10 protein-coding genes and 1 CRISPR repeat array are annotated in these 12,574 nt (G+C 53.4%); of the genes, 2 read left to right on the plus strand and 8 right to left on the minus strand.

Annotated elements, in window-relative coordinates; genetic code table 11:
• Positions 1-1,795: a CRISPR direct-repeat array (repeat unit 26 nt; unit sequence ATCACCCCCGCGCCTGCGGGGAGCAC).
• A 42-nt stretch (positions 1,796-1,837) separates the two neighbouring features.
• Genes cas2e through cas3 form a run of 8 tightly spaced genes read right to left on the minus strand, consistent with a single transcriptional unit; the run spans position 1,838 to position 11,162 of the window.
• Complete coding sequence (gene cas2e / locus KGZ92_03885) at positions 1,838-2,722, minus strand: type I-E CRISPR-associated endoribonuclease Cas2 (protein ID MBS3888428.1); 885 nt, start codon at positions 2,720-2,722, stop codon at positions 1,838-1,840.
• Entirely contained in the window at positions 2,719-3,714 is a 996-nt protein-coding gene (gene cas1e, locus KGZ92_03890; GenBank protein MBS3888429.1) for a type I-E CRISPR-associated endonuclease Cas1, read from the minus strand. The genes cas2e and cas1e overlap by 4 nt, the downstream gene beginning before the upstream one ends.
• Positions 3,707-4,381: a type I-E CRISPR-associated protein Cas6/Cse3/CasE gene (gene cas6e / locus KGZ92_03895; protein ID MBS3888430.1), complete on the minus strand. Its 675-nt coding sequence runs from the start codon at positions 4,379-4,381 to the stop codon at positions 3,707-3,709. The genes cas1e and cas6e overlap by 8 nt, the downstream gene beginning before the upstream one ends.
• Positions 4,382-4,393: 12 nt before the next feature.
• Positions 4,394-5,095 (minus strand): type I-E CRISPR-associated protein Cas5/CasD, encoded by a 702-nt coding sequence (gene cas5e / locus KGZ92_03900; protein MBS3888431.1) that lies wholly within the window; start codon positions 5,093-5,095, stop codon positions 4,394-4,396.
• Complete coding sequence (gene cas7e, locus KGZ92_03905; protein MBS3888432.1) at positions 5,095-6,189, minus strand: type I-E CRISPR-associated protein Cas7/Cse4/CasC; 1,095 nt, start codon at positions 6,187-6,189, stop codon at positions 5,095-5,097. Before cas7e ends, cas5e begins: the two co-directional genes overlap by 1 nt.
• 14 nt (positions 6,190-6,203) lie before the next feature.
• Positions 6,204-6,806 carry a type I-E CRISPR-associated protein Cse2/CasB gene (casB, locus tag KGZ92_03910; protein MBS3888433.1) on the minus strand — a complete coding sequence of 201 codons (603 nt, stop codon included), beginning with the start codon at positions 6,804-6,806 and terminating at the stop codon, positions 6,204-6,206.
• A complete protein-coding gene (casA, locus tag KGZ92_03915; protein MBS3888434.1) occupies positions 6,790-8,406 on the minus strand; it encodes a type I-E CRISPR-associated protein Cse1/CasA in 1,617 nt (538 codons plus the stop codon). The genes casB and casA overlap by 17 nt, the downstream gene beginning before the upstream one ends.
• 2 nt (positions 8,407-8,408) lie before the next feature.
• Positions 8,409-11,162 (minus strand): CRISPR-associated helicase Cas3', encoded by a 2,754-nt coding sequence (cas3, locus tag KGZ92_03920; protein MBS3888435.1) that lies wholly within the window; start codon positions 11,160-11,162, stop codon positions 8,409-8,411.
• A 186-nt stretch (positions 11,163-11,348) separates the two neighbouring features.
• Between cas3 and KGZ92_03925 the strand changes: the two genes are divergently transcribed.
• A complete protein-coding gene (locus KGZ92_03925; protein MBS3888436.1) occupies positions 11,349-11,882 on the plus strand; it encodes a GNAT family N-acetyltransferase in 534 nt (177 codons plus the stop codon).
• 1 nt (position 11,883) lies between these two features.
• Positions 11,884-12,498 carry a pyroglutamyl-peptidase I gene (locus tag KGZ92_03930; protein ID MBS3888437.1) on the plus strand — a complete coding sequence of 205 codons (615 nt, stop codon included), beginning with the start codon at positions 11,884-11,886 and terminating at the stop codon, positions 12,496-12,498.
• Positions 12,499-12,574 lie beyond the last annotated feature (76 nt).

Below are 12,574 nucleotides of genomic sequence, written 5' to 3' on the forward strand. Positions count from 1 at the left end.
ATCACCCCCGCGCCTGCGGGGAGCACTCGCCGGTGATACCCATCTGCGCGGCAGCTTCAGGATCACCCCCGCGCCTGCGGGGAGCACGGCACCGAGAAAAAGGAGCACGTGATGCGGTTCGGATCACCCCCGCGCCTGCGGGGAGCACCCCCCACGATTACCTATGACAGGTACACAGCCAGGATCACCCCCGCGCCTGCGGGGAGCACTTGGAGCAATGGCAATTCTTTTCATCGTACTAAGGATCACCCCCGCGCCTGCGGGGAGCACACCCCCTGCTGATTTCGAGTGCTATTCTGCCAGGGATCACCCCCGCGCCTGCGGGGAGCACCTTTGCAGCCCGCAGTACCCATGACGCGCTCCAGGATCACCCCCGCGCCTGCGGGGAGCACCAGAAATATCTATGTTTCAGTGGGGGAATCTGGGGATCACCCCCGCGCCTGCGGGGAGCACAAAGCGAAACTGTAGTTACGCTAGTTCAAAAAGGGATCACCCCCGCGCCTGCGGGGAGCACTTACTCCGACTATATTAGACCCCATTATGCAAGGGATCACCCCCGCGCCTGCGGGGAGCACATCGGGTAGAGGTCGCAAAAAACGATATTCTTGGGATCACCCCCGCGCCTGCGGGGAGCACCACCGTTGTGCGGTGGACCTCCACCTAGATAAAGGATCACCCCCGCGCCTGCGGGGAGCACACTCAATCAAAAACCATTGAACTATGCAGGGCAGGATCACCCCCGCGCCTGCGGGGAGCACGCAGCGCTCGCAAAGAGGTTGGGGTTTTGTGGAGGATCACCCCCGCGCCTGCGGGGAGCACGTCTGACCAAGCCCCTTCGGATTACTCGGTAGAGGATCACCCCCGCGCCTGCGGGGAGCACAGAGTCAATAGCTGAGGAGCAGAAATTTTAAGGGGATCACCCCCGCGCCTGCGGGGAGCACGGTCCCACTCGTTGCAAAAAGAAATAGTGACTAGGATCACCCCCGCGCCTGCGGGGAGCACGCAGACTTCCGCGGGATTGATACGATACGAGAAAGGATCACCCCCGCGCCTGCGGGGAGCACCTTTTAGCATGTCCTGATATGGCAGAGATACGGGGATCACCCCCGCGCCTGCGGGGAGCACCCGTGGACTGGTGCCGTGGCCGTGCTAAGTGCGGGATCACCCCCGCGCCTGCGGGGAGCACTACGAAGACGAAGTGAGCCGAATCCTTAAACAGGGATCACCCCCGCGCCTGCGGGGAGCACTTCAAAGGCAGGGAGTAGGTCACACACTGAAGAGGATCACCCCCGCGCCTGCGGGGAGCACTTAAAGGCCCTCGCGATGTAGGGCTTGCGCCTAGGATCACCCCCGCGCCTGCGGGGAGCACTCATTGGCCGAGTAGTGGAACTGAGGGCAAAGGGATCACCCCCGCGCCTGCGGGGAGCACATGAGAGAGCTGCGCAGGCCATCGCCACTGCGAGGATCACCCCCGCGCCTGCGGGGAGCACTCCTGTATCTGCTCCTGTAACTTGGTTATCTGGGGATCACCCCCGCGCCTGCGGGGAGCACCCCCCGCAATGAAAACGTGTTCGCTACGCTTTAGGATCACCCCCGCGCCTGCGGGGAGCACAAGTCGACATCTACCGATACTACAGTTTGTGGAGGATCACCCCCGCGCCTGCGGGGAGCACCGATTTCAAGGGGTATGAGTACGCATATAACAAGGATCACCCCCGCGCCTGCGGGGAGCACTCGATGTGTTCGACTTCACAGTCTAGTGCCAACGGATCACCCCCGCGCCTGCGGGGAGCACACTAAAAAGATCCTTACAGCAAGCCAGTCTGTGTCAAGTGAACTACATGATTTCTATGAGTTTCTCATAGAGCAGTTTAGTGGCAATGCATGGACCTATTCTGCCTTGCCCAGCCCTCTCCGCTATACCTAGGTGACTGATGAGCGCATCGAGCTGGTAACTGTCGGCATCGTCAATATAACGACGCGAGAGGGAAAGCGTGTCTATGCAGGGGTTTGAGAAAAGTGGTGCATCGTGTGTCGCACACGCCGAGCGCAGGAAACTATAAACATGGTCTTCGCTGTGAGAGACAACTGGCAGATTGCCTGCGAACAGAATAAACTCAGTGACAATGTCGGCGACACGCATACAGTCATGATGAGTAAGCTCATCGCCTATTCCCCTAGACACAGTGAAATTTTTCGGTCCGCCATTCCCCGTTGTCGCTAAGGCATGAAATCTATCCTTGACTTCTCCGCTGTCTACTACAATAGTCTCAAGCTCGCAAATTTCGTGCTCTAGAATTGATGGGCCGGTAGTCTGAACATGGACGACGAGGTAGGTATGGGGCAATTGTATGTGCCGACTCTTTTTTCTCGCCATTTGCTGCGCCTTACGCATCTGTGAAGCACTGCTGAACCCGCTTTTTAGTGCGCTTTGCTGCTTAAGACGAGCTGGGCTTGGCCTCAACATGAGTTTTAGTCCGTCAAAGTCGATTGGCTCCCAACTGGTGTTGTGCACACGGAAATCCATGCGCTGTTCATTGTTGGTCGTAAAAACCATGGTCGCTCTTCCAGATTTGATACCACCTTTAACACGCTTCCATAGCTCTTCTCGAACCCTAGTGCTTACGTGTCCCACATAAACACCGGTGTTAATCTCTTGTAACCACTTGGATAAGTCGCCTCGTACTGCTACGGGACAGTCTGTCAAGGTAACTACTATCATTTTTCGTCCTCAAGGATGGTACCATAGCCTTCAGGAATAGTCTCGGGATCGTCAAAATCCTTTCCATATGATACGGCATTCGGCACAATGCCTTGCTTGTTATCCCACAAGTGCAACACGTCGACTGCTAAATCGTCCTCACAGGCAGCAGTACCAAGCAGCAGTTTGCGTATGTCGGTGACAGCCTGCTCCAACAAACGACTCTCGGCAATGACATCACGCACCTTGCGCCTTGTGATGGCACCAACATCTTCTGCGTGCTCTGCTGCCACTGCAAAGGCAATGGGAATTGTAACTGCCGCCTTGTAAAGGTCTGCGATGTCATACACGAATGATTTTTCATGCCCTGTGTGTATAAAGCCTAGCCCCGGAGAGCAACCAAGTGCCACAATTACACTGTGCATCAAGCCGTATAGACAAGCGTGCGCAGCCGATAGCGCCATATTTACGTTATCGCTACTTTCAAAATTGTCTGGGTCATAGACCCGGCCATGCCACGTCACGCCTGTCTCTTTCGCAGCCCGCTTATACACTGCCCTTATACGCGCCCCTTCACGCCCCCGTAGCTCCTGCATGGTCAGTTCCGAAACATCCTCCTCAGGGAAGCGCAACTGGTACATTTGCCTCGCCACCGCAATGCGCGAGCGCACATTCGAAACCAGCGCCGCCTGACGACAGAGCAAGTGCGAAGAGCGAGTGAGCGGGCGGCCGTGGGCATAGTAACGCACGCCCTGTTCGCCAACCCAAATGACACTGGCACCTGAATCTCCGATGAGCTCCATAGCGCGATGCGACATATTGGTGCCGGGGCCAAGCAGTAAGACGCCAAGTGAAGCAGCAGGCACAAACACTGTTCCCCGCGCATCTGTTACTGTAATGGCGCCATCTTGGCGATTAATCAGGCAGCGCTCCACGTAAAGGAATGAAATCCTGTCACGTATAGTAGGTAACGCCAACAAGCCTGCCTTTTCTACAGTCGGCTTACTACCCACCGCTGAGTTCACGCTCCCGCGCGACAGTTAACAACCCACAACCATATGACTTTGCACGACCAATTCCTTGTGTCAACGCATGCTTAAAGAGCTCGACATTTGTCACTTGTAGCCTACCTTCAAAATCGGCTATACGCAACGACACTTCATTGCCGAAGCCTCTCGATTTGCGGAACTTCTTCCATTCCGTATGCACCACAGTAAAGGTTTGGTCGTCAAGAGCAAAACCGAGACCCTCAGAGCGCGAGTACAACCACTGCTTTTGTTGCTCCACAGTCACATGTGCGTACACCCTGCCTCTGCCGTTCGCTCCTTCGTTTTCAATGCAACTACTGCGCACTGGGTTGGCACGCAGGCGGAATCTCAGGGCCTGCCCCGCATGTAGCTTGGAAAGCAATGTTTGGTAGCATCTCGTCTCCCATGCTGGTTCCCGCTGAGCATACCCAAATTGAGTGGCGATTGCAGTCATGTTTGGCACCTGCCTACTAAGGACGAGCAGGTAGCAATTCGGCTCTAAATAGTCAATCCGCCAGAGATTGCGCTCGCGCTTTTCGCTCTCGCCTGGCGGTACGCTTGATTCCACTGCTCCGTGAATTACATGGGGCGAGGCAAGTGCCCGCAGCGTCTCCCGCCTATTAAGATCAAGTGCTATGCGAGTCAGATACATCTATCCACCTCCTTACAGTCCAGTCATTGCATCATGGGATGTGTGCGGCAATCTCGCCGCTCTTCTGCTACTAGGGTTAGGCAGAGTAACTGCGGCACCCTCGGCCACAAGACGAAAACCATGTTTGCGATGCAATTGGTCGAAAGCAAGGGGCATATCGCGCTGCAAGTAGGCAGGCCCTGCATCGAGCCCGGCATCGGACACAATACGCAGTCGCACTTCGGGTGCCTCGCCTCCTTTGGTCCAATCACTGACAAGCCACGGCTCATCCCTTAAAGCTGGCAAGAGAGCCTTGCCGAAACGTATGCCTAATGCAACTTGTCCTTCAGGTGGGCAAGAGCGCCGACCAAGAGCTAGAGGAAAAACGGGATTCTTTAGGGCCTGTTCGATACTTATGAGCAGTTGTTCGTCTCCTTCTAGCCCAGCGAGAAATACCGCATCTGACAAGTAGTAGCGATTTGTGACATAGGCAGCTTCTAAGCTCTTAGCAGTGTGAAAATCTCGCAGCAAAACCCCTTCTTTGTCTGCCCGCACTCCGAAACAGAGGCGAGCTAAATCATCTATGCTTTCATTGCGCCGCCTACCGAGTGCCGCTGCTACAAGTCCCAAAACTCCGCTTTTGGACGGCATGCGCTCAGTCCCCCGCCGCTCGAATTTGGCATCTACCCCCCATGACTGCAAGGGGGCAGCTAGGCGCATAAGCAAGGTGCTCATTAATGATCCCTGCCGTTACCTAGTTGCTCTGTGAGCTCGGTGCCTAGCGAATCTAACAGCTCAGCAAACTGCTGCACTTGGCCAAGCTCCGACAACCCCTCTCCGGCAACAAAAGACCGCACAGGCGTGGTGGCAAAGCTCGCATACAGTTTCTTAGCGTGGCCGACTAGCCTGCCTAAGGATGCCGCCACATAACCATCTTCGCTAGCGGGCACAGGTCTCTCAAAGGCACCAACTAGGTTTAGGGGTTGGTCCTTGCGCAGTGTCACCAGGACCGCCTCAGGCAAAGTGCGGTTCGCAAATGTATTTTGCTTGCCTGTGGGCATGGAGTGGACAAAGGCACGCAAGAAGTGACGTACAGCTGCTACAGTATCATCGCCCAGTTGCTTATTCAGTTCATGCACCGCCACAGTAGCATAGCGATAGAGCGTTGCTGAGTTATATTCTACTGTGCCTAAATGGCTGGCCCCAGCATTGTCTTCCTCCGCCAAGTCATCGACTGCGGTAAAGTAATCGTATTCAATACTCACCTTGTGAGTAGATATGCTGTGTGCGACTTGTGAGCACGCATCCGTGTTTAGTGATGGGTCATCAGCAACCATGCGCCCAAACAAGGCCACATCGATGCTTGGTGACTGCCTAAGCGCATTCTGCACCTTAGCCTTAGCCTCCTTAGAGGGCTTTTCTTTAACGACTTCACCATCTGAAACTGCGAGCTCTGCTAGAGCTTTAGCTTGGGCGCTACTAATAAAGAAGAGCGCATCAGTTCCCTTTTCTGCTGATTTAATCTTAAGGCCTGCTGTCTCAAGTATGCGCTGCGCTAACTTTGCGGCTTCACTTTTTGGGTCAAGAACGAGTATTTCTTTCGCTATTAACCCGACGATGTTCTTGGTACGAAAGGCCAACTCATTTGTAGGAAGTGCTTCTTTAAACGTTAACCGCATAGCCCTTTTCCAACTCTGCGAAGAAACGCGCGCCCGCACTACCCCACCATAGGTTGCCGTCTTAGGGCTACCGGTGTCGTCTCGGTTAATGCAGCTAGGCGGAACGGATTGCAGCACATGCACATCCACATAGAGAATCGAGTTTTTCATTTAACTGCCTCCTTTTATTCCTGTTGGGGACCGGCTTCTTTATCGCGGGAGACATCAGTACGATAAAAATCCTGTCCCCACTTTAGTCTTATGCCGTCGCGTGCCTCAGCAAACTGATACCAATACAGCTCTTCCGCTAGCTTACAGTAGTCTAGCGGTATGCTGCTGGCTTTAAGGAGCTGGACAAAGCCACGCAGATGCCACGACAACCTCTCAAAACTATCCGCCATGGCTACAATGTTAAACCGCCTTCGTACGGCATCTGCCTTGTCGGTGTTTCCCTCTCGCAGCTGCCTTGCACTATGGCCGAGCGTATTGCCTCGGTGATTCATGTTTTGATTTAGCGGGTCCCTACCTTGTTGGTGCAGGGAATAAAGGGTCAACGCGACATGGATGGCCCATTCACCCTGGGTGGGAGCCTCGCCCTGACTTATGAGACTTTCGGGTAGCTCACTTAGAGTTACTTCCCACAGCGCCGGCTGGCTCCCCGGCAACTTGCCCACACCATTGCGCAAATGAGCCAGTTGGGCTTTTACAGCCGAGGGACTAGGGTTACTAGCCAAGCCGACTATTTTCCTCTCCACAAACACACCTACTTGCCTAGCCTTTTCTATCATGCCTACTTCCTCCTTTCAACGCTTCCTTACTGTTAATAGCATAGAGAAAGCGGTTAAATGCTTCAGGCGCCGTGCACTGCCGAGCCGAGTCACCTTCTTTCACCATGCGCCCAGAGAATGCCTGTGGCCCAACCTTTTGAGTTAGCTCCCTCCCTAAGTTACGGACGATGCGCTGCGCATTCGACCACCATTTTTCGCACTGCTGATCAATATCGTCATTGCTTGGGTTAAGCTCCTCCAACCAGTGACGAAAGGGACGGTCTAAACGAAAGTATGCCTGCTCTTTGGCCTCGTTTCGTGATGCAGCGCTGTTTAAGTCGCCACTTGCTGTAGCAAGCCTCTGTGCCAACTCCCCAACTTGCTGCACAAGTCTTTCGGTCACCTCGATTTCATCTGCTATGCGCTCTACCCAGTTACTGCCAAGACCTGACAATAACTCTGAGTTTATAGCCAGGGAATCGCTGAAAACATCATCGACAAAAAAGTCTTTGTCGCCATAATTGACCGCAGCTACTTCGAAAAGAGTGTGTTTCTTCGCAAGCAGCTCCTCCCTTTTTAGGCGAGCCAGCCAGTTGACTACCCCAGGGCGGCGGCCCCCTTCGCGCTGCGCGATAAGCACCGCGAAATCTCGCCACAACTGACGCGATACGTCATGTCGCCGCGGAGTGTGCCCTAGAGAAACATCTTTCCCTTTGCGTGGGGCGCGCCACACAGTCATTTGCTCACTAAAAGCATTTGTTTTCTCAAAAAAATCGCCGCCTAGCAGGGCAAAGCCGATCACCTTTTCGCCTTCTCTTTGCAGCAGCAAGCGGCGCGACTGCAAAGTCAGCAATTCGGATAAATTGTCTGGCATCTCAATCTGCACTCTCTCTTGACTTCGCACATCACTCTCCCAGAGAGGTTTTTCGGCCCCCCATAGATCATCTGTACCGTCTCTGAGTAAGACCAAATTAAGTACCAGAGTTTGCAGTAGATTATCCCCCACGGCTGTGATAAGGCCAAGCTTGCCTAACCAGCCCGCTCCCGGGCTAGGTAGTCCCTTCGATCGGGGTTTGGCCGAGGTGTCGTCATAGGCATTAACATAGATTAGCCAACGGGCTGCCTCGGCATAGCTTAATTGCGATTTAGCCGCACCAGTACGTTTAGGGAAGAGACGCAATTTGTTGCTACTCTCAGATAACTCCCCGTTAAGCTTCGCGCCAGTGTACTCAGTAGCCTCTTTTATAGTCGCCACCTGGTAAAACGGCTGCGTGGGGTGAAACAGCCAAAAACGATCTAGAAAGACCATGAGGTATTTCCTAACTAGTTCCACAGGGAAATCGCCGCGGTGCCAAAGTGATTGCCACCGGTCTAGCGCTTCGCGAGGTGACTGCACCGGCTTAAAATCGCCGGACACATCATACCTAGCGAATACCGCATGCAGCACAGCTAGCAACAATCTTAAAATTGCCACATCCTGCGTCCGCAGTTCACCGGCTAACCCCCGCCATAGATGTGCCCGTCTGAATACATCCAGCAAGGAGACTTCTTCCGTTTGGCCATCGTGCTTCATGACGAGAATCCATGGTTCATGAAGCAAGTTAAACTCTTTTTCCGCCAATTCTATTCCTCCTTTCTCTGTATCAAGCCCATATTTTGGTCATAGGTCAACTTGTACCCGCAAAGAGTAGCCGAAAAATCGCTATCCAAAATCAAAAATAACTCTCCTGCCAGCCAAGGCGATCTCTGCCACTCACGTAGTTCCGCTGCACTTAATACTTCTAGTTCTTTAATGGCCTTATCAATGTTTCGCACCGAACATATCACCGGGGGCAGCCTAACCCGGCAACGGGCCAGCGCGCGACCCATTTCAAAACCAGGCGGCGAATCATGCGAAATCGACTGGCCCCCTTCAAGCCATGGTAAAAAGTGAAATCGGCCATCCGTCTTCTTCTGCACTAGGATTACTTCAATAGATTCATCGCCATCGCGCACGGCAGCTTCCCCACTCTTTTCATTGCGGTCAGATGCAGGCGTTTGTAGCCAACCAATCAGGTTGCCATCTGGCCAGGGAGGCGTGAGCCGAAAATCCTTCGCGCGTTTTTCTTGGCTCGCAATGAAGCTCTTATGCTCGGCCAATGCTTTGCCATAAGCTGGATTGTACGGCAAAGCCGGCTCATCCTCACGGTAGACCTCTTGCACTAAGCGCGAAATGTCATCAGGCAGGCTAATTTGCTTTGGCAGGCAAGCTTGCGTGCGCAACAAGAGGTACTGCCCATACACTGCCGCAGAGCCCTTCTCAAACACGCCCTCCTCCCCTGCTCCCAATATAAAACACTTGGCCTGCGCCAATTTTGGCGGTCGGCTTCTATGGTGGCGATGTAGCCGGCCAATTCGCTGTAGCAACAAATCCATGGGGCATAGATCGGTAACCAATAAGTCAAAGTCGATGTCTAGCGACTGCTCAAGGACCTGGGTGCCGATAACAATGCGCTCCGCTGGCCTCGTCACACCTTGGGTTTCCTTGCCTAATTCCCCAAGTAGCTCCTGCTCCAATCTAGACCGGTCTGGAGCGAGAAAACGCGAGTGCAGGATGCGCACTCTAGCAGGTGAGAAGCTATCGCGCAAAGATGCTGCCAGCTGCTGTGCACGACCAACGGTGTTCACGATTATCCCCACACAGCCGCCATCTGAAAGCAAATCTCTGAGCTTGTCCGTTAACTCTTCTTCTGAAATGTGTTCTACCTGCACGGTATTGGGAAGACCATCATGGGGTAGAGGTGTATGGTAAACTTCCCCTTTGTCAGTGTAAGTCACTAGGGGATATTCTTGGCTTGTCACCCGGGCTGGTGCTCGGGTGGGGACTGATGTCCTTTTGCCAAGAGGGTCTGTCTGCCGCTGCTGCGCAGGGCGCTCATCAAGATATGCTTCCACTAAGGCTTGTCGTTGCTTGGCAGGCAGGGTGGCCGACAACACTATTACCGGCACCTGGTAGGCGCCGAACCATCGCAAGGCCATGAATAGGTATTGACTCATGTAGGCATCGTAGGCGTGGCATTCGTCTATTATTACGACCTTGTTAGCTAGGCCGAGATGACGCAACATAACATGTTTTTGCTTCAGGGCAGACATTAAGACATGGTCGACTGTTCCTACGCCGAAATCGTCAAGCAGGCCCTTTTTTCTACCGGCGAACCATTGGTGCACAATTACGCGGCTCTCTTCGTCCTCGTTTGGTGCGATGCGTGTTAGACCCTCATAAGTGGCATTAAACTGTGCCTTGCCATGCATCAGGCGCAACGAACTTGTCTCGTTACCAGTTGCTTGCCTAAGCCAAGCTAAAAAGCGCGGGAAAATACCGTCGGAGGTAGACTGAGTGGGGAGTGCAAAAAACACGCCCTTACGCCTAGACTTAGCAGCGTATATTTCAGCAGCCACGAGCGCGGCCTCTGTCTTGCCCACGCCCATCGGCGCTTCAAGCACCAACAAACCGGTATTTTCTACGCCTTTCGCCACTTCTATAACGGCTCTCTGCAGCGCATTGGCCGCAAAGCCAAAACGCTCCACAAACAGATCAGAATTCATCCATTTGTTGCTCGCATGCCAAGAATGAGGCAACGAAAGCTTTTGCCACGCCACCTTGATGCGGTTCTTTGGGCACGGCATAACAATGCTATCTACAGTTAGATATGGAAAGAACTCCTCGCTACTGGCAATCCAGTCAACCAAGATGACCAGACCACTCAATAAAACCTGAACAGGCATGCTAGGTTGTGGCAAGTCGGCCATGGTTTTATAGCCCGCAAGACTGAGAGCAAAACCGCAGACCTCCTGTTGCACAGCCTCCCAAGCTACTTTACCGGCGCGCCCCATGTGATAGTTCTCGGGGTACTGTGTTACTTGGTCATAGCCATCATCTGTATCAGAGGGCCTACCGTGATGGGCACCTAAGGTCGCCGCAATGCGTCTATCGCATCCTTGCTGTCGCAGCAGTACTTGGGTAGCTAGAGCATGGGGCGTCTTAGAGGCACTTTGAAAATCGGCGGTATTCTGCATAACAAGGCCAGAGCTTTGCGTTCGCTCAAAAATTACTCTGTCCAGCTCATTGCTGTTAGAGCGCTTAGCTTGAAAAACTGGCGTGGCCTTGCCAAGGTCATGGGCGGCTGCTAAGAATATCAAGAGCTGCTCGCCACATGCGCCATTCTGTAGGCCAGAATTAATGCTCTTTTTGACACCATCTGACACCCAGTGATTCCATAACTTTTTAGCCGTAGATGCGGCGTCTGTCATATGTACTGTTAGGGGCAACCACTGGTCGTTGCCGTCCTTAGATTTCTTTGCCCACAAACTTTGCGCCATAGGAGAGAATACGCTCATCCACTTCAGTCCTTACTCATGTTTCTTATAATACAAACATTTCTATCATATTCGACATTATCCTGCAAGCCCAACCATGTCAAACCGTGACAAATAGATAATAGCAGCTGCCCAGAGAAGGAATGTCTTCACCCAGCGACGAAAGAGAGCACATTCCAGGCTTGAATGCTATGAGGAGGGTCGCTTATGTTTAACGGCAACTTAGTAAGGCTCAGAGGACTAGAGAAGTCGGATATTGACAATATCATGCCCTGGATCAACAATCCCGAGGTCACGCGGCACTTACTGGCCTTTACCCTGCCTTTATCGAGAGCCATGGAGGAAAAATGGCTTGAGAGTGCTGTGCACCACACCGCCACCGACAAATTATTCGCCATCGAAACTTTAGCCGGTGAGTACCTCGGTGGCTGTGGGTTACACCACATTGACTCCGTGAACCGACATGCCGAGGTGGGGATTGCCATCGGCAAGACTGACTACCACGGCCAAGGCTACGGCACCGACACCCTTAACATACTGCTCAGGCTTGGCTTTCACAGTCTTAACTTAAACAAGATTTACCTACGGGTCTTTGCGGGCAATGTAAGGGGGATGCGCTGTTATGCAAAATGCGGCTTTAAAGAAGTAGGTCGCCATCGGCAGCATCGCTTTGTGGCTGGACAATGGCAGGATGAGATTATTATGGAAGTATTCCGCGACGAATGGGAGGCGTGTCGCTAGGATGCGTACACTTTTGCTCACTGGTTTTGAGCCCTTTGGCGGCGAAAAGACGAACCCCTCGCTCGAGGCAGTAAAGCGCCTTGACGGCTACGTGGTTGGGGATATCGCCGTAAAAGCTGTAGAACTACCTGTCGCTTGGGAGCGCGTAACCTCTCTGCTTGAGAACGCTCTCCTCGAACATTCACCCACCTTCGTCATTGCCGTGGGCCAGGCTGGGGGCCGCGCCAAGATCGCGGTCGAACGAATCGGCATTAATATCTGTCATGGTAAAGATAACTACGACGTTGCCCGAGGCGGCGAACCGGTCATCCAAGGCGAGGCTGATGGTTACTTTTCTTCGCTGCCTGTAGAGTCGCTCGCTTTGGCCATCAACAAGGTTGGTGTTCCTGCTTATGTCTCAAACAGTGCGGGCACGTACCTCTGCAACTTCACCCTCTACACGCTAGAGCACCTCATTCGCTCACGACATCTCGCCATCTCCTCTTGCTTTATCCATATCCCCTACCTGCCTGAACAGACTACAGACAAAGCCGAGCAGCACCTGACTCCCAGCATGTCGCTAGAAACTATTGTCACGGGACTACGCGCGGCCATTGATGACTTGGCAGAACACTAATTGTGAAGCGGGAGGCATCAACATGAAGCCATTGATCTCTCACCTATGCTTTGACACGCAAAAAAAGAGGCTGCAT

The organism is Bacillota bacterium (assembly GCA_018333655.1).
Classification (GTDB): domain Bacteria; phylum Bacillota; class UBA994; order UBA994; family UBA994; genus BS524.